The organism is Pedobacter antarcticus (assembly GCF_900103515.1).
In the GTDB taxonomy this organism is placed as follows: Bacteria; Bacteroidota; Bacteroidia; order Sphingobacteriales; family Sphingobacteriaceae; genus Pedobacter; species Pedobacter antarcticus.
Genome location: NZ_FNGZ01000006.1, coordinates 191,999 through 216,296 on the forward strand (window position 1 = coordinate 191,999; position 24,298 = coordinate 216,296).

The window sequence follows — 24,298 nt, forward strand, 5'->3', positions numbered from 1 at the left end:
AGTTTAAAAAATATTTCCTCTCAGAAATACAATTTTTTGTGAGCTCTGCTGCGGTTTTTAAAAATAAAACATCACTTTTGCAATCAGGTTAGAATTATAAACATGTAAAATTGAGGGCTGTATATGGAAGAACAAGTAGTTGAAGAAGTCACCAGACTAATTGAGCTTAATGAAGAGGGGAAATTGGGGGAATATTTAGATACGCTCAATATTTCAGATGTCGAACATCTCATAGATGAGCTTCCACACTACGCAGTCCATTTTATCAATACCTTATCTATAAAAAGGGCGGTCAATGTATTCCGTATCCTTGATTTTCCTACTCAGGAAAAGATTATTAAAAAACTTCCTGGTGAAAAGCTGGCACAGCTGATTAATCTCATGCCACCGGATGACAGGACCTCCTTGTTTTCTGAGTTGAAAGGAGATGCTGTTAAAAAGCTGATTATTCTATTACCCGCTAAAGATAGGGTAGAGGCCCTTTCCTTATTAGGCTATAAAGAAGATAGTGTCGGTCGTCTGATGACGCCGGATTATATAGCCGTTAAAAAGGACTGGACCGTTAAAACTGTACTGGAACATATCAGAAGATATGGTAAAGATTCGGAAACCATTGATGTCGTGTATGTAATTGATAATGATGGTACGCTGATCGATGATATCCGGATCCGTGAAATTTTACTCGCCGATCCTAATGTACCTGTCGGTGAGTTAACAGATAATCGTTTGATCGCGCTGAATGCAAATGATCCGCAGGAAGAAGCGATTAACGTATTCAGGATGAATAATCGTGTGGCTCTACCGGTAACAGATGATCACAACGTTTTGCTGGGGATTGTTACTGTAGATGATATCCTGTGGATTGCCAATGAAGAATATACAGAAGATATGCACAAAATCGGGGGAACAGAAGCCCTTGATGAACCATATCTGGATATGCCTATTTTTGGGCTTTTTCGTAAAAGAATTGGGTGGCTGGTTGTTTTGTTTCTTGGTGAGATGCTTACTGCTACTGCAATGGCGCATTTTGAAGCCGATATAGCGAAGGCTGTGGTTCTGGCGATGTTCGTGCCATTGATCATATCCAGCGGTGGTAATAGTGGTTCACAGGCCTCTACATTGATCATTCAGGCAATGGCTCTGGGTGAGATAACAATAGGAGACTGGTGGCGCGTCATGCGCAGGGAAATCATATCCGGATTAATGTTGGGTATTGTATTAGGTGCAATTGGTTTTCTGCGTATTTTCGTATGGACCATGTTTACAGATATGTACGGTGAACATTGGGCACTAATCGGTATGACGGTCGGTGTGGCTTTGGTCGGAGTTGTTCTTTGGGGCTCGCTAGCTGGTTCTATGCTTCCTTTATTGTTGAAAAAATTAGGGGCCGATCCTGCAACCTCTTCGGCGCCGTTTGTAGCAACGCTTGTAGATGTTACCGGACTAATCATTTATTTCTCAGTAGCTGTGATGTTCCTGAGTGGTGTACTGCTCTGATAATTCATCAAAATTATAATTATGGATATAAAAAAAGAGGATACCATGTGGTATCCTCTTTTTTTATATCCTCATGTGTACCTTTCTGGTACTGACGAGGTGTGTTATACGTTAAAACGGAAATGCATGATGTCACCATCTTCCACGACATATGTTTTACCCTCTACGCCGAGTTTACCAGCTTCTTTACAAGCATTTTCTGAACCTAAGGTTACGAAGTCGGTATATTTAATAACTTCTGCACGGATAAATCCTTTTTCAAAATCTGTATGGATTACACCTGCTGCCTGAGGTGCAGTAAATCCTTTGGTAATTGTCCATGCGCGAACTTCCTGCACACCTGCGGTAAAATAGGTGTATAGATCAAGCAGGCGGTAAGCTGCAACAATCAGTTTATTTACGCCTGACTCTGTAAGACCAAGATCGCCCAGGAATTCCTGACGTTCTTCATAACTTTCCAGTTCTGCAATTTCAGATTCAATCTTAGCAGAAATAACCAATACTTCTGCGTTTTCATCTTTTACACTTTCCTTCACACGGTCAACATAAGCGTTACCTGTTAAGACGGAGTTTTCGTCGACATTACATACGTACATTACTGGTTTCTGTGTAAGCAAGCCCAGGTCCTGGATAAAAGCAAAGTCTTCTGCCTCCAGTGCTGCAGAACGTACAGATTTTCCGCTTTCCAGATGAGGTTTAATAACACTTAGAATTTCAAAAGTCTTTTTAGCATCCTTATCGGTCTTAGCTAATTTTTCTACTTTTTGAATTCTTTTCTCCACTGTATCCAGGTCTTTCAGCTGTAATTCAGTGTCAATAATTTCCTTATCGCGGATAGGGTCAACAGAACCATCAACGTGAATTACGTTTCCGTCATCGAAACAGCGAAGCACATGGATAATTGCGTTAGTTGCACGGATGTTTCCCAGGAATTGATTTCCTAATCCTTCACCTTTGGAAGCTCCTTTAACCAGACCTGCGATATCTACAATTTCGATAGTATTTGGCACAATGCGATTAGGTTTAACCAGCTCAGCGAGCTTGGTCAGACGTTCATCAGGAACAGTAATTACACCAATATTAGGTTCAATAGTACAGAAAGGAAAGTTAGCTGCTTGCGCTTTCGCGTTTGATAAACAGTTAAATAAGGTAGATTTTCCAACATTTGGTAAACCCACTATACCACATTGTAATGCCATGAATTTTAATTTTCTAGATTTGGCGCAAAGGTATCAATTTTTTTAAATCCTGCTGTTAATAAACTTGCGGGGCTTTCAAATATTCTTTATGTTTATCCAATAAACTACCAATAGTATAATATTATGGACAACTTTGAAGAAATAAAACCTCAACACCAGGAAGAAGAAGAGGAAGTGAATGCGATATGGGTTACTGAAGATGTCAGAAGTTACCTGTATGATATGGCCAAATGGGCAAGGTTTCTTTCGATTGTCGGTTTTGTTTTCTCAGCTATGGTAGCCATGTCTGCATTTTCCGCAGGTGCAATTATATCTACGCTTTCAGCAGTTAGCCCGGCAAACCCGCTGTTGAAAATGGGGGCTGCCGGTTTCACTGTTTTTTATCTGCTTATCGCTCTTATTCAGTTCTACCCAAGTCTAATGCTGTTTAAGTTTTCTAAAGCAGCAAATACAGCTGTGCTTTACGCCGATCAGCCTAGTCTGGGTGTTGCCATGGGGAAATTGAAGTCCTTTTTTAAATTTTGTGGAATCATCACAATGGTTGTCATTGGGTTTTACATCATGATGATTCTAATGGTACTCGCTGTCGGAGTAGGTAGTTCAATGCTTTAAGCCCCGATATTCTGCTGGCTTTCGATATGATGTTTGAAATTTATAATTTCCTTGCTGAGCAATCCTTCAAAGTAAGGGTTGATCAGCCTGGCCACGCCAAGGCCTAAGCCTCCAGCCGGGGGATGATAAGATAACACAATTTTCAGTTTGGTTTGTCCTGTCTCGGCAACCGGTTCAAATTCAACACGGCCAACATGCTTCCAGACCGGGTCGTTTGTCGCCCGCCAGCCAATAAGCCGGCCAGGCTCATCCTTAACAATCTCAGCGGCCCATCTTACCGGGAATACATGGCCCAATACTTTTGACTTCCAGGCAGAGGTGGTTTCATCCAGCTGCTGTACATCCAGGAGATGTTTAAGGCTTCCGGGCAGATTATTTAGATTTCTCCAGTAATTGTATAAATCTGAAGCCTCCCTGTCAATAATAAATTCCCCCCGAATATTAACTGCATGAGGCCTTTTTGAATCAATTCCTAATTGTTCATAAACCAGGCAATGTCCGGTAACTCCCCTGTAAGCGAGATAAGCGCCGTATAAAAAACGTGATTTAAATGGCCGGGAAAGTGCGCTGCCAATGAGTACACCGCCTGCAAGCACAGAGACAAAGCGTTCAGTCAGGCCAATATTTACCAGATGCTGTTTTTCAATGCTGAATTTTCCTGAATGTAATTTGAGCTGATGATGTGTTTCCATTAGTCTAAATAGTTTAAGATTGATTCACCAACCCGGTTAATATCTTCCTGTTCGAGTTCACCCCACAACTGATCCCAGGTGCCTTCATGGTCCTGTCTGATTTCAGTTAGCATTTTACCGTCAGAATAGCATTTGAAGACGGGAACTCCATCACTGGTTTCATCCTGCTGAACCTTGATCAGCTTTTCATTCTGCTGCAATTTAACAGCAATCTCAAAGGTGGGATTGTTAGTTTCTAAATCTGCCATATTCTCGAGTTTAAAGGTCTGTTGATTTACCTGTTACAATCCAATAACAGCAAACAGGTTAATTCTGTTTCAGAAAAAATAGGGGACACCGATAGCCTTCAATTCAAAAAATGAAATTTTTTAAATACAGAAAGGGATTCCAACGGGAACCCCTTTTACTGTTTGGGATATCAATAATCTGCCAATCATTATATCCCCATATCCAAACGCAAACCAAATCTTTTTTAATGTATTGCAACTCCGAACTCATCTCTGGTGTCCGTTAGGTGCTTCGCTTTTTTCTGGTATGACCAGTAAAATACGATCGGATAGACGAACAAGCTGAAAAGCGTATTCGTAATCAACCCGCCGATAACAACTATTGCCAGTGGTTTAGACGCTTCTGAACCTATTCCGGTAGATAATGCTGCGGGCATTAATCCGATTGCAGCCATTAAAGCGGTCATAATAACCGGACGCATTCTGGTTGCGATACCATCCTGCAGCGCATCTGAGAAGCTCCAGGTCGGATGATATTTCAACTCCGCGATATTAGTTTTAAACCTAGTCAGCAAAATCACGCCATTTTGCACGCATATCCCAAATAAGGCAATGAAGCCGATCCCTGCAGAAATGTTAAAATTCACTCCTGTGATGAGCAGCGCGAGAATCCCGCCTACCAGCGCAAAAGGTACATTGTTCAATACGAGCAGGGAATCTTTGATATTGCCGAACAGAACAAAGAGGATAAAGAAAATTAGCAGCAGGCTGATAGGTACAGCTGTAGATAATCTGGCTGTTGCACGTTGCTGATTTTCGAAATCTCCGGCCCATTGCAGATGGTAACCTTTAGGCATTTTAATTGCTTCATTAACTTTTGCCTGCGCTTCAGCAATGGTACTTCCCATATCCCGGCCACGGATGGAGAACTTAATAGCACCGTAACGTTTATGACCGTCCCTGTAAATAATACTCGGGCCCGTAACCTTGTGGATAGTGGAAATCTCACTCAGTGGTACTTTCGCTCCCGACAGACTCTGAATACGGAGTTTGCCAATTGATTCCTCACTTTGTCTGAAGGAATCAGGATATCGGATCCGCAGGTCAAATTTCTTTTCCCCTTCGTAGATCTGAGTTGCCGATTTACCACCTACAGCCATTTCTATAACAGCATTAGCATCTTCAGTACGAACTCCATACAGTGCCATTTTAGTCTGATCAAGGTTGATCTGCAATTCTGGTTGCCCCAGGTTCCTTAAGATTCCAAGATCTTCAATACCCTGAACTGTTTTCAGAATGCTCTCAATCTTCTCTTCCTGATTTTCAATGAAGTTAAAGTCATCACCAAACATTTTTACAACAATAGAGCCTTTTACCCCTGATACTGCTTCTTCCACATTATCGGAAATAGGTTGGGAGAAGTTGAGGCTTATACCAGGAAAACCTTTGAGTTTTTCCTGCATCCTTTCGACCAGCTGTTCTTTGGTTTCTTTACGTTTCCATTCAGATTTCGGATAGATATCAACCATGAATTCCATGTTATAAAAGCCTGTTGCGTCCGTTCCATCATTAGGACGGCCCGTTTGTGATAAGACCTGCTTCACTTCATCAAAATGAAGCAATATTTTACGGATGTCATTTGACAGCTTAGTCGTCTCTTCCAATGAGATGCTTAAAGGGCCGCTCGCTCTCACATAAATAGAACCTTCATCTAATGAGGGCAGAAATTCTGTGCCTAGAAATTTGAAACTGAATATACCCAGGACCAGGATAATCAAGGCAGCGATAAATACGGGTTTTCTACGCTTAAAACACCAATTATATGTGCTCATGGTCGCTCTGGTAATTGTGCGCAAGAAGATATTATCCTTTTCCCGGACATTCTTTTTTAACAGCACGCTGGCCAATGCCGGAACCAGGGTAAAGGTGAGTATTAATGCACCTAATAAGGCAAAGCTTAAGGTCCATGCCAGTGGAGAGAACATCTTTCCCTCCACTTTTTCAAAAGTGAAAATCGGAAGCAGGCCGGTTATAATAATCAGTTTGGCAAAGAAAATTCCTTTTCCGTTCTCCAGAGATGCTCTTTTGATAATCCCAAGCTTACTCAGTTTATTGAATTTATCTGTACCAACCTGGTGAGATTTACGGTCCAGGGCTACAAATATTCCCTCGACCATAACAACGGCCCCGTCAATGATAATCCCAAAATCAATCGCCCCCATTGAAAGTAAGTTTGCTGACATTCCTTTCATCTTCAGGCAAATAAATGCGAATAAAAGGGCTAGCGGAATAATAATGGATACAATGAGCGTCGTCCTCCAGTCTGCCATGAACAGGAATACAATTACTGTTACAAAGATGATTCCTTCCATCATATTATGCATGACAGTATGAACGGCGAAGTCTACCAGATTCTCGCGGTCATAGAAAGTATTGATTTTGACATCTGCAGGCAGAATATTTTCATTGATGTCAGCAATTTTCTCTTTCAGTCTGGTTAAAACCTCACTCGGGTTTTCGCCTTTACGCATCACAACGATGCCTTCGACAACATCGGGGTCCAGATCTCTGCCGACCTGACCCAGTCTGGGTAATGAGCTTTCTGTTACCTCTGCTATATTTTTGACGTATACAGGTGTCCCATTCAGGTTGTCGACAATTACATTTTTGATTTCATCAATGTTATTCAACACCCCAATACCACGAACGACATAGGCCTGGCCGCCCTGATTGATTACATCTCCGCCAACGTTAATATTGCTTTTGGATACTGCGTCAAACAGTTCCGTAGCAGTTACACCATATTGAATGGATTTTTGAGGATCGACCGTGATCTGGTAAGTTTTAACCTCTCCGCCAAAGCTCACGACATCGGCAATGCCGGGAACAGAAAGCAGTTCTCGTTCTACCACCCAGTCCTGTAATGTTTTTAACTCCCGGATTGATTTCTGGTCACTCTTTAAAGTGTACCTGAAGATCTCACCCGTTGGCCCATAGGGTGGCTGTACTTGTGGATCGGCACCAGTTGGCAGATCTGCATCTGCAATATGATTGTTAATCTGAACCCTGGCAAAGGCATAGTCTATATCGTCATCAAAAGTAATTTTGACAATGGATAACCCAAATAGAGAAGATGATCTGATACTTGTCCTCCGCTCAGTTGGGTTCATCGCTATTTCCAGAGGACGCGTAACGAATTTCTCTACCTCTTCGGCGCTTCTTCCCGGCCATTGGGTGATAATAGTAACATTGGTATTGGTTACGTCAGGGAAAGCTTCTATTGTAGTGTGTTTAAAGCTCAGATATCCCGCAAGTACCAACAAAAAAGTACCAAAGAAAATGATGTATTTGTTTTTCAGCGAAAAACCTATAATAGCTTTAATGAATTTGTTCATTATCTTTTGATTAAATGGAGCAGACTAATCTTTCAGGCTCTCGTAAAGAAATACTTGTTTGGAGGCAACGATACGGTCTCCAGCCTTCAGACCCTTGCTGATATAAGCCATTTCTCCGGATTTGCGTTCCAGCTGAATTTCCTGAATGCGGATTTTCTTTTGCTTATCCAGTACCAGCACGTAGTTTTTGTTCTCATCAAATATGATATTGTTTGCTTTTATGGCTGGCAGGCTGATATCATTTTTTGCAGAGACTTGTACGGTCGCCATCATACCTGGCTTGAGCAGAAAACCTGGATTCGGAATTATAACCCTGGCATTCATAACCTTACTGTCTTCGTCCAGGACATTGTAAATCTTATTGATTTTTCCTGTAAAAATTTTATCCGGGTAGGAGAGGATAGAGATCTTAACTTCATCTCCCTCTTTAATACTGGCAATGTCAGACTCATAAATATTAATGATTCCCCAGACCTGACTCAGGTCTGCTACTGTAAACAGACTTGTGCTGTGATCCTGTCTGAGCTGCATGTTATTGTTTACGTTTTTTTCAATGATGAAACCGGATACCGGAGATTTGATAATATAACTGCCGTTCGTACCACCGCCATTAAGACGTAATACGGCCTTACTTCTGGTGCTCTCTGCCTGTTTAGATAAAAAATCGTTCCTGGCTTCTTCGAGCTCACGCGCAGAACCCAGTCCGCTTTTGTACATTTCTTCCGCCTGTTTCACATTCCTTGACGCTGTTTGCAATTCCGCTGAAGAACTGATCGCTTCTTTATCGTAACCGGCCATCTCCGGACTGCCCATAACCGCCAGAACCTGTCCTGCGGAGACCCTGTCGCCCAATCTTACGGGCACAGAACGAACATTTCCACTAACCATTGGAAAAATGCGTGCAGTTGTTTCTTCGTTCGGGGTAATCTTTGCCGAAAAGCTGAGCTGGGTTTCTCCGTTCGGATCTCCGACTGTATCTATTTTAAGCCTGCTGATCAGGGAGTCTGTTAATTCGAATTTTAATTCTTTTGGTTTTTCTTTTTCCTGCTCTGAACAGCTGCAAAAAAGCACGCTGACGGCAAATAAAATAGCCAGCATATTGCTGAGGCGTTTAATCTGAATAGTGGTCATATTAGTTGAATATTTGAGAGCCGGTAACGTAATTGATTTCTTCCTTGTCATCCATGCGCTGGTATTTAAGTGCATTCATTTGCAAGGTGGCAGCTTTATAGGACTCGTAGAAGTCCATAAACTCCAGCAGGCTGAGATTCCTGTTTTTGAAATTTTTAATCACTTCTGTGATGAGTTTGTCAAAGTCTGTACTAAAAGATTTGTCTATCCCGGTGTAAAGTTTTTCTGTTCTTAAGGCTGCGGAATAACTATTGAATACTTCATTCTCCAAAGTAAGCTGCTGTTGTTTAAGCTGATTTTTGCCTGCGTCTATCGCAATCTTTGCTTTTTTAATTTCGCCTTGATTCCGGTTAAAAAGGGGAAGGGGAACATGTATACCCAAGCCGGTATAATTGTCCGGATACGAGGATTTCAGATCATAAACCAGAGATACAGCTACATCAGGTACAGCATTGGCTTTTTGTAGCCTCAAATTTTGTTCTGCGTAACTGATGCCTGTCTGACTAAGTTTTAAATCTGCGCGGTTCACCATGGCAGAATCCAGCAGATGTATATACACAGTCTGCTGTGGCTGATAAGTTTGTTCGGCAGCGGGATCCATAATCAGTTGTATAACAGCTTCCGCATTAATGCCAGTCATGATTTTTAACTCACTTTCTGTATCGGCAATTCCATTTTGCAGTGCATTAAATTCGGATTGGAGACTGTAAAGGAGAGATTTAATCCGGATCACATCTTTGACAGCTATATTGCCAGATTTTAGTTGTTGTTCGGATACATTTGTTAGCTGTTCAAGGGATGCGATCTGCCTGGCATAAAGTTTGGCAGATTGCTGGTCATAATAGGTCTTGTAAAAGTCCGTACGCAGTTTATAACGTAAGGTTCGGAGCAGATCAAAGTATTCATATTCTGCGAGTTTTACACCTGTTTGGGCAAGCTGAATATTTTTGTTTCTTTTTCCTGCTAATTTAATCAGCTGTGAGATTGAAGCCTGGTATTGTCCATTGGTTTTTGAGGTCTCAAAAAAACGCTTGGTCTGTGGGTTGTATAGTTGATTCTCAAAACTGAACTCGGGGTTATCAAACAGCCGGGCAGTGATAATGTCTGTCTTCGCCTGATCGGTCTGATAATGCTGGGAGATAAGTTGAAGGTTGGATTCGAGAAATTGTTTTTCTGCCTGTGGCAGTGTAAGATGGAGCGTGTCGGTTACTATAGGTGTGCCAGCCCGCAGGGATGCACCCTGCAGGAGTAGCCCGGCACACAAAGTATAGATTTTAACCAGATTGGATATCATTTCTTTGTTAGTTTGAACAAAGCTATCCGCAGTACATTAAAGGGGAATTAAAGTGAGATTAAAACGAGATTAAAATGCAGGAAATGTAACTGTGAAGGAAGTTCCTTGTCCCGGATTTGACGAAGCAGTGATAGTTCCCCCGAAAAGAGTAATAATTTTGTGCGCCAGATATAAGCCCATGCCATGTCCTTCCTGACCGCTTTTACCACTGTTGGTGTAAAATGGTTTAAAAATTTCGGGTAAGATCTCTAATGAAATTCCCATCCCCTTATCGCTGATTACCAGTTTGATGCCGGCTGGACTAACCTCCATAATACAGGTGACGGTTTTATCCGCTGAGAATTTAAAAGCATTTCCTATGATATTGTCCAGCGCGATCTGTAATAAAGTATAGCTGGCGTTGACTGTAAGTGGTTCTACAGTGTCCGGCATATTGATCATCTCAATCTGAAGGCTTCCGTTTCCCTTGCGCTCGTTCCATTCTGATTGGAGTTGCCAGAGGAGTTCGTCTATACGCACATCTTCCTTTAATGCGGCACTGTATTCCAGATCTGCCTGAGCGAGTTTGAGCAGTGCTGTGATTATCTGGTCAAGTTTCTCCGCATCCTCCAGTACCGAATTCAAAGTGCCTTTATAAGCAGGAATATCCCTTTCCCGGCTGAGAGCCAGTTCTGCACTGATTACCATTCTCGTTACAGGCGTTCTCAATTCATGGGAGGCATTTGCGACAAACGTTTTTTGCAGGATAAAGGAGTGCTCCAGATGTTCCATAAGATTGTTAAAACTTCTGGCGAGTAAAGTGATCTCGTCATTATTCCTGCCTTCAGCCACCCGGTAATGCAAATTATTAGATTTAATCATTTTCACCTGCTCCATAAATATAGTCAGCGGGCTAAGCATTCTTTTAGCAATCCAGCGACCGCAAAACAGCAACACTATAAAAATAATGATGAACACAACGATCATCACTTTCAGCAGTTTTGAAATGCGCATAGCGGTGCCCTTGTCAATGGCAGACGCCAGAATTACGAAATCTCCCTGGTTATCTTTATAAAAAATACCCACAACCTGACGATCACCTTCTTTAAATCTAAGCTTTCCTGCTTTACGAACTTTATTAATGATATTGTTGGTCCAGAACTGTTCGTCATCACCAATAAAAGAAGCGCTATTACGGTCATTATAGATCCTGATTACTTCACTGTTGAGGCTTTCCAGGTATTTTTCACGGACTTTATCTAAAGCGTCGCTGGAAATTTCATCTGCTTCTAGATAGAGTTTGGCGGTAACCATGGTCCGGTCAGTCAGCCGGTCATAGAATTCGGCCTCCATCACCTTTAGAAAAGTGAAATAGACTACTGTCAGAACTCCTAATAATGTTAATGTGCTGATCAGCGTGAAATAGAGTCCCAGGCGGTCTTTGATTTTCATCAGCTTTATTTCATTATATAACCCATACCTATTTTGGTATGAATCAGTTTCCTTTCAAATCCTTTATCTATTTTATTCCGAAGGAAATTCACATAGACGTCGATAACATTCGTGCCGGTATCAAAATTGATATCCCAGGCATTTTCTGCAATGTATTGTCTGGACAATAGTTTATTGGTATTCCTAAGGAATAATTCCAATAGGACGAACTCTTTGGCTGTTAGTCTGATATCCGTACCAGAACGTTGTACAGTTTTACTGTCCAGATCCAGCTCAATATCTTCGAAACTTAATTTAGTAGCCTTTTTCGGTTCTGAAGATTTTTTTCTTCTGAGCAGGGCAGAGATTCTGGCAAGCAACTCCCGGAAATGAAAAGGTTTTGCCAGATAATCATCTGCTCCGGTTTCCAATCCGGCAACTTTATCGTCAACCGTTCCAAGAGCCGTCAGCAGCATTACCGGAACATCTGTATTCACTTTCCTGAGTCTACGGCAAATCTCCATTCCGTTCATACCCGGCATCATCACGTCCAGAATGATCAGATCGAACTCTTCTTCCAGAAAAGCCTGGAGAGCAGTAATTCCATCGGGGAAAGTTTCAACAGAATAGTCATGTTCTTCCAGACCCGATTTAATCAGCGAAGCTATTTTAATGTCATCTTCTGCAATCCCTATTCTGTACATACCAATTCGATTGATTTATACAAAGATAAAGATCCGACGGAACTATTCTTTCCCGTTTTGCCCGTCTTTAAATTCTTTGATACCCTGACCTAGTCCTTTCATCAGTTCTGGTATTTTTTTTCCGCCAAACAATAACATAATTACCACCAGAATAACTAAAATTTCTGGTGTGCCCAATGCAGCAAGTAATGTTGTATTTATCATTTTTCTTCCGTTTTTAATGAGGCGGTAAATCTATAAAAAGGCAAATTAAAACGACATTAAAATATGATTACATAAAGCTAATCGCTCCTTAACCTAAAAATTATTTTAAAAATAGTACCTTTGCGAAAATGTTTGCCTGTGGCGCAGCTCAATCCTGTTATTCAGTCTGTTAATCACAAACAAATACACAAAGAATTTTATGAAGAAGATTGTAGATTACAGAAAGTTGCTGGGAGTACAAAAAGATGCCGAGCTTAAAGAATTAAAAACGATTTACAGAAATTTAATGAAGGAATATCATCCGGATAAATTTCAGGAAAGCGACGAAGCCAAAACAGCAGCTGAAGTAAAAAGTAAAGAAATTATTGAAGCATACCATTTTCTGGTAAGTATCGCACCGGAAACATTAGAAGGTTTTATTGAAGAATATACCAATACGATTTCATCTTGCGGAATTGCAGACTATAACTGGGCTGGCCTGGTATTAACTGTTCACTTCCTGGATGGTAGTGCTTATGAATACTTCGAAGTGCCTAAGGCGATTTATGTTAAATTAGTTAATGCAGATTCTCCTGGCCGCTTCGCCAGACGTCATATTTTCAATTCATTCCCTTACAGGAATATTGTAAAGCTGGAAACAGCCTAAATTATTAAAGGCCTCGTTTTAAATGAGGCCTTTTTTGTTATTAATGAATTTCCATGACCTTCTCAGGTAATGGGTTTATCTTTTTTATCTTCCGGATGAACAACAAGTTTATCGTTCTCTTCTTTGAGCAGGCTTGGCTTCGCTTCATTTTCCTGGATCGATTGATTTCCAGTCTCCACCTCAATTTCACGCGTGGTAACTGCATAATGGTTCGGTTTAATCTCGGAACCATAATTGATTGCATAGGCCTTGGTGAACTCTGCGCCAAAGAATAAGATAATGGAAGAATAATAGGTCCAGAGCAGCAATACAACCAGCGACCCTGCCGTTCCATAAGTTCCGCTGACATCAGTTTTACCGATATAAATTGAGATAGCAAATTTGCCTATCATAAATAGAACTGCGGTGACCAGTGCTCCGGAAAATACATCTTTCCACTTAATATCTGCATCGGGCAATACTTTAAATATTACCCCAAAAATAACAGTAACCACGCTCAGTGTGATCAGTTGATTCAGAATATAGAAGAAAACAACTGATACTTCGCTGAAGTTTCTTTCCAGTCTCGCACTGAAACCATCGATTAACGAGGTGACCGCCAGTGAAACAAGCAGGACGAAACCCAGGCTTACGATAACAGAAAATGACAAGAACCTATTCTGAAGCATTTTTAACCAGCCTCTCTTTGGTTTGGGTTTTAATCCCCAGATCGTATTTATTGAATCTTGTATTTCAGCAAATACGGTTGTTGCACCGATGAGCAAGGTGGCACCGCCGATTATAACAGAAAGAACACTCTTGTCACTAATGGCCGCACTTTTTATTGTTCCCTGTAACTGCAAAGCAGTGTCTTTTCCCAGATAACCGGCAAGCTGTTCATAAACCTCACCCTCAATTGCTTCTTTGCGCCATACTATACTGGCGATCGCTATAATCAGGATGAGCAGTGGGCCCATAGAAAAAACGGTGTAGTAGGCGAGAGAACCGCTGAGCTTTGTTACTTTATGATCTGAAAATCCAGAAATAGTGTCACTAAGAACTTTCCAGAGACCTTTAATAGTGAATTTTTTGTGCGGAGTAGCTGTCATTTCGTTAGGTATTTAGTATTTTATTAAATGCTAAATAATTCAAAACAGGTATTTGTTCTGTTTAATTAATATTTGTTGTTTACAGGTCAAAATACATTCTCAAATTCCGGAAAGAAATATAATAGTTTTATGTTTGTTAACGGTGTTAACTTAAATCCTTAACAATGGGAATAGCGGAGCGAAAAACAAGACACAAAGAAGAACTCAGATCAAGCATTCTGACTGCTGCCTGGGACATGGTGCTTTCCGAAGGATGGCAGTCTCTTTCGATCAGAAAGATTGCTGATGCCATAGAGTACAGCATACCGGTAATTTATAATCATTTCGAAAATAAGGAAGCCATTCTTCTGGAGTTTTCGAAGGAGGGTTATCAGCTGCTTGCCTGTAAACTTGAGCAAGCCAGAGCGACGGTGCCGACGCCGGAAGAACAACTTAAAGTAATGGCTGACGCTTACTGGGACTTTTCATTCGAACATAAGGAATATTATCAGCTGATGTTCGGTTTAGGTATTCCTGCCTGTGAGATGGTTAATCAGCATGAAGAGATCAAAAAAATGACGCATATTATGATCTCTACTATTCAGCAGGCGCTTGAGGTCTCAGCAAATCCCGGAGCGGATTTCTTCCTTAAGTTTCATACCTATTGGTCAATCCTTCACGGATTAGTTTCCATACAGATGATAGATAAAGGGCGTCAACCCGATCATAAAGGAAAACTAGTTTTGCAAGATGCTATGGCTGGTTTTTGCAAATCTTTAGTATAATTCAGCCTTATTTTTTTATTTTTAGACTATGAATAGAATCTTTAACACCAATTTTAACCATAACAGTCTGGATATTGCACTTCTGATCTTCAGAATCAGCCTTGCATTACTAATGCTTTCTCACGGAATACCTAAATTAAATAGTTTGATTGCGGGTGGTGAGGTTCAGTTTCCGGATATTATCGGCATAGGTGCCAAAACGACGTTGATACTTGCCGTATTCGCTGAAGTGTTCTGTTCTGTTCTGATTTTGCTCGGCCTGGCGACTAGACTGGCGGTGCTTCCTTTAATCACAACTATGCTGATCGCAATTTTTATTGCACATGGCAATGATGGGTTAAAAGAAAAAGAACTGGCTATACACTTTTTGGTTTCCTATCTTGTACTGCTTATTGTTGGCGCAGGAGGCTTCAGTATTGATAAGATACTCAGCAGGAAGATTACCAGAGCCAGAAGAGGGTATTAATTATTAACGGTTAAACTTAACGGTTTAATGATAAACGCTTTAAACAGGGTTCATTTTGTTGAAGTAATTTCAGTGTATGAATATAGATTTAATGCTTATCGCAGGAGCGGCGCTCTTTTTACTGATTCTGATTATATGGCTGATGATTAAAAATCGTGCTGACCGTAAAAATTGGGAAAAGGAAAAGATGCAGTCCGAGATTAAACCAGAAAAACATCAGGATCCGAAAATATAGATCGCCTGAAAGATCGATTTATTAAATCCGGGACAATATTCCCGGATTTTGCCGTTATACCTATTCCGGATATATTTGCCGGAAAGGTTAACATTCTACCCATGAAAAAAATACTAATTATTGCCCTGGCATTATTTACGCTTGCAGGCTGCGGGCTGAATCAGCAGACGAAACAAATTAAGGCGTTGGAGAAATGCCGGTACAAAGTTGTATCTGCCGATCAGATCAGTGTCGCTGGCACAGATATTAAGAAGCTTTTAAATAATAATGAAATCAATCTGGGCAGTTTACCCGCGGTAGCTTTCAGCTTGTTGCGTAAGGACGTGCCTTTGCGTGCGAGGTTAAATCTTGAAATTACGAATCCTTCTGGCGTACTCGCTGCAATTAATCAATTCGAATATAAAGTTTTGATCAATAAACAGGAATTGGCTACAGGATTTGTAGATCAGGAGGTTAATATTCCTGCAGGTGGGACTATTGTTGTTCCGGTTGATATGACTGCTAATATTTATCAGTTTGTTTCCAACAGAAAGGTTATGGCTGAAATCTCAGAATTTTTAAAAGGTGGAAGTGGTCCCAACGAGAAAAAAGGATTGATTACACTTAAAGTCAGACCGAGTATTAAGGTCGGAAACTCATTAATCAAATACCCAGGTTTTATCAGTATTGACAAAGAAGTAAGCAGCAAAATTCTGCTCTAATCGGAGAAATTACCTGGCTGTGATTAAACGGACAGGATTGTTACCTGTATCCAGGGATTTCGCTGTTGCGAAATCCCTGGATACAGGTTTTTTTAATTATTTTCGGTCGTAAAACAAGACTATGCTACACCGAAAATATTTGTATTGCCTGCTAATACTGTTTCCACTATCCGGACATGCGCAACCGGCTACCCAGCGAACTTCAGCGGAGATCAGGCTTCAACTGGCTGCTTTAGAGGTTTCCGGCAGTGTTTTATACATGGCAGCCCATCCAGATGATGAAAATACGAGGTTACTTTCTTATCTGGCTAAAGAAAGAAAAGTAAGAACCGGATATTTGTCTCTTACCCGCGGTGACGGCGGCCAGAACCTTATCGGTACCGAACAAGGGGAATTACTGGGCTTGATCAGAACTCAGGAGTTACTGGCTGCCAGAAGAATGGATGGTGCAGTACAGTTTTTTAGCACAGCCAATGATTTTGGTTTCTCTAAGACTTCAGCAGAGACACTCAAAATCTGGGACCACCAGAAGATTCTTGGGAATGCTGTTTGGGTTATCCGTTCATTCCGTCCGGACGTGATTATAACACGTTTTCCAGAAGATGAAAGAGCAGGTCACGGCCATCATGCAGCATCTGCTATTATTGCCAGGGAGGCATTCATTGCAGCAGCTGATCCTAAAAAATTTCCCGAACAACTCCGTTATGTGAAAACCTGGCAGGCGAAAAGGATAATGTGGAATACATTTAGTTTTGGCTCTGTAAATACTACAGCAGAAGACCAGTTGAAAATAGATGCTGGGGTGTACAACCCAATTCTAGGTAAGAGTTATGGTGAGATAGCGGCAGAGAGCCGTACAAATCACAAAAGCCAGGGTTTCGGCACGGCAAGGCAGCGAGGACCGGCGCCCGAATATTTCCTTCCTGTTGCCGGCGAACCTGCAAAACAGGATATTTTTGACGGTATAGACCTTACGCTCGGCCGCAACAAAATCCCCCAAAAGACACAAGACTTACTGCGAACAATTATCAGGAATTATGATTCTGCCGATCCGGCGGCCTCATTACCCGGGTTGCTTGAATTGAAGACTGCAGTCCGCGGCCTTGAGTTCCGGCATGAACTGCTTGATGAGCTGATTCTTGATTGTGCAGGAATTTATATTCAGGCAAAAGTAGCAGAACCGATATACGCCCTGCAGGAAGAAATTCCGATAAAACTAGATGTTTTGTCGCGTTTGGGAAAAGACTCAAAAATACCTGTTAATTTGATATTATCCGATGGACGTAAATTAGCATTGAAACCAGGTATTCCTTTAAAGGCAGAGTGGAAAATAGACGCAAATACTTTTGAAATTAGCCAGCCCTACTGGTTGAGAGAGAAACATACGCTGGGTTCATTTAAAGTAGAATCTTATGAAGAACTGGGACAACCCGAAGCGCCCGGCGCGGGAACAGGACCGCTAAAACTGGAAATCGGGGGGCAGGAGATTGAACTTAAAAGGTCTTTAGTTTTCTCAGAAACTGATCCGGTAAAAGGCGAGCTGATTAACCCTGCAGTTATTGCTCCGCCCGTAACGGCGACGATGAACGCAGCTTCTTATCTTTTTTTAAACGGTGAAACTAAAAAAATAAGAATTAAGCTCAGAAGCTTTATGACCAGGAGTTCAGGTAACCTGAAAATCCGTTTGCCACAAGGCTGGAAAGCGGACCGGAATAATATACCATTTCAGCTGAATGGCAAAGGTGTCATTCAGGATATAGAAGTAGCTGTGACCCCTGAGCGTAGCAGCAAAGGCGGTACGATAACATTGGAAATCGAAACAGGAGGGAAATCTTATACGAAAGGTTATCAGGAAATCCGTTATGACCACATACCGGTATTGACCTTATTTCCAGAAGCAGAAGCAAAAGCAGTACAGACAGAACTTCGTTATGGCGGTAAGAAAATTGCTTATATAGCTGGCGCCGGAGACCTTATTCCGCAGTCCCTTCAACAGATTGGCTATCAAGTTACCCAGTTAAGTCCTGCGCAGATTTTAAGCAGTGACCTTTCTGTTTATGATGCTGTGATTACCGGAGTCAGGTTGTACAATATAAGTAATGAGATTAAGGCCATGCAGCCTCGTTTACTTGAATACGTATCCGCAGGTGGTACACTGCTTGTACAATATAACGTCGATTCGCCATTAAAATTGGAGTCGCCTGGCCCTTATCCGATGAAACTGACCAGGGAAAGAGTTACCGAAGAAGACGCCGAAGTTACTTTCCTGCATCCAGATCATCCGGCCTTAAATTATCCGAATAAAATAACTAAAGCAGATTTTGAAGGTTGGATCCAGGAGAGGGGATTATATTTTGCCTCTGAATTTGATTCACGCTATACAGCTTTATTCAGTATGCATGACCTGGGAGCTGCGCCAGCTAATGGGTCCCTGCTGCTGACGAAGTACGGAAAAGGGAAATTCGTCTATACTTCTCTTGCATTTTTCAGAGAATTACCGGCTGGGGTACCGGGAGCCTATCGCCTTTTTGTAAATCTGATTTCCAGTAATAATCCAAATCATGAAAGTCAATAAAAGAGACCCGGAACTACCTCCTTTTGCCAGCAGCTGGCGAAAGTTTTATCGCTTGCTGATTTACTGGCTGATTCTGCTTATCGTTTTATTTTACCTGTTTACACAATACTATAAATGAGTTATACCGATTGGGCTGTATTAAGCCTCACCTTAATCCTGATTGTTTCCTACGGCGTTTATAAGAGCCGTGGAGCGCAGAATATAGATGGCTACCTGCTTGGTAATCAGAGTATGCCGTGGTATAGCGTATGTCTTTCGGTAATGGCCACACAGGCCAGCGCAATTACCTTCCTTTCAGCTCCCGGTTTAGCCTATTCTACAGGCATGGGCTTTGTACAGTTTTATTTCGGGCTGCCGTTAGCGATGATTGTGCTTTGCATAACCTTTGTGCCTATTTTTCACCGGCTTAAGGTCTATACAGCCTACGAATATCTCGAACAACGATTCGATCTGAAGACACGCGCACTAACAGCTTTCCTTTTTTTAATACAACGCGGACTGTCCACAGGGATCACGATTTATGCACCGTCTATTATCTTATCCACAATCCTGCAGATTAATACGACGGTTACCACTTTACTGATTGGAGGAATTGTTGTAGCCTATACTGCTTATGGCGGGACAAAGGCAGTATCCTATACGCAGATGCTGCAAATGAGTATTATCTTCTGCGGACTTTTTGCAGCCGGTATCATGGTCGTTCATTTACTGCCTGCAGATATCGGGTTCAGTAAAGCAATCAGCATAGCCGGGAAGATGGGACGTACAGAAGCTATTGATTTTAAGTTTGACCTTAATAATCCTTATACGGTTTGGAGCGGGCTTATTGGCGGTTTTTTTCTGCAGTTATCCTATTTCGGAACAGACCAGAGTCAGGTTGGACGTTATCTGACTGGTTCTTCCGTCAACCAAAGCAGGCTGGGCCTGTTAATGAATGGTTTAGTTAAAATACCGATGCAATTCCTGATTCTTCTTATCGGAGTATTGGTATTTACCTTTTATCAGTATAATAAGCCGCCTGTTTTTTTTAACAGTTTTGAGTTGAATAAGTTGCAAAAGAGTGCATATAAACCGGAACTCGAGCAACTGGAAAAGAAAAGTGATGCCGCTTTTGAAAGTAAACAACGTGAGTTGAGGAAACTGAATGCCGCGTTAGATAAGGGCGACAAACAGCAAATAGATGAACAGCGTGAAGTTTTAAAAATAGCTGATGAACGGACCAAGACCATCAGAACCGAGTTGACCGATCTGATGCACAAAAATGATCCGGGAGCAGATACCAATGACAATAATTATATATTCCTGAGTTTCGTGACGAGCTACCTCCCGCAGGGATTAGTTGGTTTACTGATTGCGATTATTTTCCTCGCCTCGATGGGTTCGACCGCAAGTGCGCTAAATTCGCTGGCTTCAACCAGTGTTGTTGATATTTATAAAAGACTGATTAATAAAAATGCGAGCCCGGAAAATTATCTGAGGGCCTCCCGGTGGTCAACTCTGATCTGGGGTGGTATTTGTATTATAATGGCTTTATATGCCAGTAAAATAGGCAATCTGATCGAGGCTGTTAATATTCTGGGTTCTTATATCTACGGGACTATTCTAGGCGTGTTTCTAGTCGCATTTTATTGTAAACATGTCGGAGGAAGGGCAGTATTTATTGCTGCACTGGCCGCCGAGGCTATCGTTTGCATCTGCGGCTATTTTGATCAGGTTGCGTATCTATGGCTGAATGTTATTGGATGTGTGCTGGTTGTGGGGATTGCGATACTTCTGCAATTCTTTATGAAACCGAAAGAGACCGTTTCCAGTTAAGAAACGGTCTCTTTAGACCTCAATAGTCGAACCATCTTCTGATGATATTCTTTTGTTTATTTTTTAGTTTCTTCTAGTAAACCAGTATTTAAACGGATGTACTCGGCGTTATTCAATTCAGTGGAGAGCTTAATTCCTGCCTGTGCAGTTTCAGCCGCTCCTTTTTTATCGCCCATTTTTAACTGTACGCGACCTTTCCACAATTTAACCCAGGGTGCTTTAGGATCTGCAGATTCTGCAGCATTCATCCATTCCAGCGTTTTATTCAGGTCCTTACCGTTTTCAAAGTAGTATTGGGCAGCCTGGAAGTAAGGTTTTTTATCGCCCTTCATTGCTTCATCAATACTCGCCATAACACGTGCATCAATATCTGTAGTTAGATTTACGGGTACCATTGTGCTGCCCCATAATAACTGAAGTGTTGCTTTTGTAGGATACACATCGGTAAAGTTGATGGAGAAAGTTTCTGTTTTGTCCTTCAGTGTTACCGGTTTAACTTTTATCCTGATCACATCGTCAGCTTCCTTGTACTCATAAGAACCCCATTGTTTAACAGTCTTATTCAGAATTATAGTCCATTCATTTTTACCAGGGATTGTAAATAAGGCATATTCACCGGCCGGTACTTTTTTGCCTTCAAGAGATATATCTTCTGTAAAAGTAATGGAAGTCGCATTATTTGCACCTGTCCTCCATACCTGTCCATAGGGTTCCAGCGCGCCGAATATCTCACGTCCTTTTGTATTCGGACGGGAATATTTAACTGTTATTTTACCAAGTCCAAAATCCTGGATAACCGTCTGGCCCGAACTTGGTTGTGGCAGGGAAATTCCTTGGGCAACAGCAGTGTAATTCAGACCTGCGGTAAGCAAAAGTGCCAGTGTTGTTTTTAACATCGTTTTCATAATTATACTGATTATTGTGGTTAGATCACGCCTGATTGGCTTTCCCAAAAATACGGTTTGTAAGGACTGTTATACAAACTTTTTATCCCCGCAGGTGTTCTAGCTATATTATAGGGCAAAAGATTAATAATAAGCCCTTATTAATCCTTTTAAATTATATACTGATGAAGAAAATGAGATTTTTAAGTTTAATTATACTGGTTGCATTAGGTATCCAGTCTTGCCGTAGCCCGGAAAGCAGAGCAGTTGACAGTGATTCTACCGCCAGCGACAGTACTGCGCAGGGTGACAGTACTGTAAATGATAGCTCAAAAAGTGACGGCAAGGGAAAAACAGCAGGAAATTTAATGCAGTCAAATATTGATAGTGAAGGCGCAGACTTTATGAAAAAAGCAGGCGCGAATTCTATGTGGGAGTTACAGTTAGCAGACATAGCAGCAAAATCATCTGATCCTAAAATTAAAGATTTTGCAATGAACCTGAAGAAATATCATACACAGCTGAATAAAGATCTTAAAAACTTGTCAGGAAAACTGGGTATTGTATTACCTACCGGTTTGACTACAGAAGAGAAAACCCATTTAGAAAATATGAGAAAAACAAATGGGCAAGAACTTGATAAACACTATATTGGTATGGTGATCTCCGATCACGAAGAAATTTTAGCTTTATTTAAAGCAGGTGCTTCTAACAGGAAAAAAGAACTTAGTGAGTTTGCCATCAAGGCTATTCCAACGATCGAATCTCACTTTGAGAAAGCAAAAGCATTGCAGGCACAACTCAAATAAAATGTTGTTGCAGGCGAAAAATCCTCTTTCAAAGGTCGAGGGATCCGATGGAAAGGTCTGAAGGGCGAATTTAATTCGCCCTTTTTAATTTTATTGCAGAATATCGGTGTTAAAGTTTTATTCCCTGATCGTCCTGAGCTGCAGGAGTTAACTCCGTAAACTGTAGTTTGCCGGTTAAATATCCCAGTTTTTCCTCTGCCTGGAGCAGTTGCTGATAAATTTCCTGTCCGGCCATATTAGTCTGTGAAATCAGTTCAGGGATCATTGATCTGTAGTACTGAATTCCGTTGCGTAACTGAGTACTGAACTTTTCAAAATACTTGATTCTTTTTGCTGTAAATTCCTCTAACTGCAAACCCATATCTTTTTTCAGATAGTCCAGGTATAAGTTCAATTCATTGATAAACAGATTAGGTCTTTGAGTTTTGAAACGTATCGTTTCTCTTCCGTATATATGCCCCACCATTTCTTTCAGCGTATAAATGCGGTCAAAGTAGGCGAGGTTCGGACCTGGGCATATACTTACAGCCTTATTTTCTCTGGGTTTCATTAAACCATTTTTAAGATAGGCCGAAGCACACAATCCTTCACAAAGACAAATTTTTTCTGTGATTTCTTCCAATTTTGCCATATGGACGGCGGGCTGGAGCTCCAGACTGTCCAGTTCTTTTATTTTCAAATTCTGATATTCCCTGGATGCTGTGCAGATAGGTAGGGCTGTGAATTCTGTATTGGTTGATAAAAACTTTTTGGTACAAGGGCTTCCGGGTCTGCCTTTGGCAATCCTTTCCAGTCGTTGCTGTTCTATGGAGCTTTTTCTGAAATTATTGAAAAGCACTCCTAATGGAGATGAATTGCTAATGTAAAAATCGTCTGCTTCTGCGGTTTGCAAATTTTTTATAGTTTGGTCATCAACATTAGTTGCTTCCGGAACTAAAAGGAAAGGGCTTCCCCAGCCGGCAGCATCCAGTTGATAATAGTTTAGCAGAAACTCATGCTCCTCAGCCGTTCCAATTCCGCCCTGGGCTGTGATTCTTATTCCAGGATGTTTAATCCCACTGATTTCTTTTTGTAGCAATGCATGCTGATATAAGCCATTTAGTTCGTCAAGCAATTCAGTTCTTTTTATCTTAAACTCTTCCAGAATAGGTCCAAGCAGAAGTCCTTCCGTTGCGAAGGCATGTCCGCCGCAATTTAATCCGGATTCAATTCTGAACTCGCTTACCCAGAGACCCTTCTTTGCCAACATTTTGGCCTGGATTAAAGCAGAGCGGAAGTCACTCACCTTTAAAATAATCTGTTTTTTGAATGTGCCGTCTGCCTTTGGGTAGAAATCGCGGCAGTTCTCCATGTAGGTATACAGACGCGGATTCAAGCCTGCTGAAATTACAACAGCAGAGCTAAGTTTACTATTGGCAAAACCGCGCATAGCTGCCAGTGCGTCGGTGTAGTCATTACCCAGGTTTTCGCCTTCGGTGTTATAATTAGCCTTATCTACTTTTGACATGATATTAACATCTATGCTTCCAGGTTTCATCTTCTCACGAAGACGCGTCTCCATCGAGAGCCTGAGGATCGGGTCTGCCACCTGTCCAAGTTCATTATATAACTGTTTAACTTCGGAGTACTCCGGCAGCAGCTCAAAATATTGGTGTATGGCTGAGCCAGCTGTAAACGGGCTTTCCTGTAAGGTGCAGAATTGCTCATCAACAAGATCTGCCAGTAAGTCCAGATAGGCTGTAATCCTTGCGGCCCTGCTATCTGGTGAATTTTTGCTGATTAGTGTATATGTTCTATTATTAGAGACGGTATGGAACATCCGCATTCTCTCTGTCAGCTCATCATCTACAATAGATACGACAGAAGAAATACCGTATCTGGCAACTTTTAGTGGAGTGTCGATAGAGTAACCTAAGCCAAGGACGGGGATATGAAAAGTATGGTTCATGC

22 protein-coding genes are annotated in these 24,298 nt (G+C 41.4%); 10 read left to right on the forward strand and 12 right to left on the reverse strand.

Annotation, left to right across the window (positions count from 1 at the left end; all coding sequences use genetic code 11):
• The first annotated feature begins 123 nt into the window (after positions 1-123).
• Entirely contained in the window at positions 124-1,497 is a 1,374-nt protein-coding gene (mgtE, locus tag BLR53_RS13870) for a magnesium transporter (RefSeq protein WP_037441721.1), read from the forward strand.
• Between the two features lie 104 nt (positions 1,498-1,601).
• Here mgtE and ychF read toward each other — a convergent pair whose 3' ends face one another.
• On the reverse strand, positions 1,602-2,696 hold the full coding sequence (gene ychF / locus BLR53_RS13875; protein ID WP_037439148.1) for a redox-regulated ATPase YchF: 1,095 nt from the start codon (positions 2,694-2,696) through the stop codon (positions 1,602-1,604).
• Between the two features lie 123 nt (positions 2,697-2,819).
• Between ychF and BLR53_RS13880 the strand changes: the two genes are divergently transcribed.
• Positions 2,820-3,308 carry a hypothetical protein gene (locus tag BLR53_RS13880; protein ID WP_074590522.1) on the forward strand — a complete coding sequence of 163 codons (489 nt, stop codon included), beginning with the start codon at positions 2,820-2,822 and terminating at the stop codon, positions 3,306-3,308.
• On the opposite strand, the gene BLR53_RS13885 is transcribed toward BLR53_RS13880, so the two are convergent.
• The 8 genes from BLR53_RS13885 to BLR53_RS13920 form a co-directional block, all read right to left on the reverse strand.
• On the reverse strand, positions 3,305-4,000 hold the full coding sequence (locus BLR53_RS13885) for a YgaP-like transmembrane domain (protein ID WP_037439144.1): 696 nt from the start codon (positions 3,998-4,000) through the stop codon (positions 3,305-3,307). The two genes, BLR53_RS13880 and BLR53_RS13885, sit on opposite strands and share 4 nt — an antisense overlap.
• A complete protein-coding gene (locus tag BLR53_RS13890) occupies positions 4,000-4,248 on the reverse strand; it encodes a hypothetical protein (RefSeq protein WP_037439143.1) in 249 nt (82 codons plus the stop codon). The genes BLR53_RS13885 and BLR53_RS13890 overlap by 1 nt, the downstream gene beginning before the upstream one ends.
• 224 nt (positions 4,249-4,472) lie before the next feature.
• Complete coding sequence (locus BLR53_RS13895; protein ID WP_051759703.1) at positions 4,473-7,622, reverse strand: efflux RND transporter permease subunit; 3,150 nt, start codon at positions 7,620-7,622, stop codon at positions 4,473-4,475.
• A gap of 24 nt (positions 7,623-7,646) precedes the next feature.
• Positions 7,647-8,753, reverse strand: coding sequence for an efflux RND transporter periplasmic adaptor subunit (locus BLR53_RS13900; protein WP_074590525.1), 1,107 nt, complete (start codon positions 8,751-8,753; stop codon positions 7,647-7,649).
• Between the two features lies 1 nt (position 8,754).
• Positions 8,755-10,047, reverse strand: a complete 1,293-nt coding sequence (locus tag BLR53_RS13905; RefSeq protein WP_074590528.1) for a TolC family protein — start codon at positions 10,045-10,047, stop codon at positions 8,755-8,757.
• Positions 10,048-10,116: 69 nt separating this feature from the next.
• Complete coding sequence (locus BLR53_RS13910; protein WP_037439139.1) at positions 10,117-11,478, reverse strand: sensor histidine kinase; 1,362 nt, start codon at positions 11,476-11,478, stop codon at positions 10,117-10,119.
• Positions 11,479-11,483: 5 nt separating this feature from the next.
• A complete protein-coding gene (locus tag BLR53_RS13915) occupies positions 11,484-12,161 on the reverse strand; it encodes a response regulator transcription factor (protein WP_074590530.1) in 678 nt (225 codons plus the stop codon).
• A gap of 42 nt (positions 12,162-12,203) precedes the next feature.
• Entirely contained in the window at positions 12,204-12,365 is a 162-nt protein-coding gene (locus BLR53_RS13920; protein WP_170844850.1) for a Sec-independent protein translocase subunit TatA/TatB, read from the reverse strand.
• 199 nt (positions 12,366-12,564) lie between these two features.
• Here BLR53_RS13920 and BLR53_RS13925 point away from each other — a divergent pair, with 199 nt between their 5' ends.
• Positions 12,565-13,011, forward strand: a complete 447-nt coding sequence (locus BLR53_RS13925) for a KTSC domain-containing protein (RefSeq protein ID WP_037439136.1) — start codon at positions 12,565-12,567, stop codon at positions 13,009-13,011.
• A gap of 62 nt (positions 13,012-13,073) precedes the next feature.
• On the opposite strand, the gene BLR53_RS13930 is transcribed toward BLR53_RS13925, so the two are convergent.
• Positions 13,074-14,099, reverse strand: coding sequence for a YihY/virulence factor BrkB family protein (locus tag BLR53_RS13930; protein WP_051759701.1), 1,026 nt, complete (start codon positions 14,097-14,099; stop codon positions 13,074-13,076).
• 164 nt (positions 14,100-14,263) lie between these two features.
• On the opposite strand from BLR53_RS13930, the gene BLR53_RS13935 reads away from it, so the two are divergent.
• The 6 genes from BLR53_RS13935 (at position 14,264) to BLR53_RS13955 (ending at position 20,655) form a co-directional block, all read left to right on the forward strand.
• On the forward strand, positions 14,264-14,863 hold the full coding sequence (locus BLR53_RS13935) for a TetR/AcrR family transcriptional regulator (protein ID WP_037439134.1): 600 nt from the start codon (positions 14,264-14,266) through the stop codon (positions 14,861-14,863).
• Between the two features lie 28 nt (positions 14,864-14,891).
• Complete coding sequence (locus BLR53_RS13940; RefSeq protein ID WP_074590533.1) at positions 14,892-15,329, forward strand: DoxX family protein; 438 nt, start codon at positions 14,892-14,894, stop codon at positions 15,327-15,329.
• A 76-nt stretch (positions 15,330-15,405) separates the two neighbouring features.
• On the forward strand, positions 15,406-15,564 hold the full coding sequence (locus BLR53_RS19970) for a hypothetical protein (RefSeq protein WP_157282800.1): 159 nt from the start codon (positions 15,406-15,408) through the stop codon (positions 15,562-15,564).
• A gap of 101 nt (positions 15,565-15,665) precedes the next feature.
• Complete coding sequence (locus tag BLR53_RS13945; protein WP_037439130.1) at positions 15,666-16,265, forward strand: LEA/WHy family protein; 600 nt, start codon at positions 15,666-15,668, stop codon at positions 16,263-16,265.
• Positions 16,266-16,386: 121 nt separating this feature from the next.
• Positions 16,387-18,840 (forward strand): PIG-L family deacetylase, encoded by a 2,454-nt coding sequence (locus BLR53_RS13950; RefSeq protein WP_074590535.1) that lies wholly within the window; start codon positions 16,387-16,389, stop codon positions 18,838-18,840.
• 114 nt (positions 18,841-18,954) lie between these two features.
• Complete coding sequence (locus BLR53_RS13955; RefSeq protein ID WP_037439125.1) at positions 18,955-20,655, forward strand: sodium:solute symporter family protein; 1,701 nt, start codon at positions 18,955-18,957, stop codon at positions 20,653-20,655.
• A 56-nt stretch (positions 20,656-20,711) separates the two neighbouring features.
• Here BLR53_RS13955 and BLR53_RS13960 read toward each other — a convergent pair whose 3' ends face one another.
• Positions 20,712-21,560, reverse strand: coding sequence for a DUF2911 domain-containing protein (locus tag BLR53_RS13960; protein ID WP_176763547.1), 849 nt, complete (start codon positions 21,558-21,560; stop codon positions 20,712-20,714).
• 164 nt (positions 21,561-21,724) lie between these two features.
• On the opposite strand from BLR53_RS13960, the gene BLR53_RS13965 reads away from it, so the two are divergent.
• Entirely contained in the window at positions 21,725-22,348 is a 624-nt protein-coding gene (locus BLR53_RS13965; protein WP_083332088.1) for a DUF4142 domain-containing protein, read from the forward strand.
• A gap of 109 nt (positions 22,349-22,457) precedes the next feature.
• Here the strand turns inward: BLR53_RS13965 and BLR53_RS13970 are convergent, their stop codons facing one another.
• Positions 22,458-24,296 carry a hypothetical protein gene (locus tag BLR53_RS13970; protein WP_074590539.1) on the reverse strand — a complete coding sequence of 613 codons (1,839 nt, stop codon included), beginning with the start codon at positions 24,294-24,296 and terminating at the stop codon, positions 22,458-22,460.
• Positions 24,297-24,298: the final 2 nt, after the last annotated feature.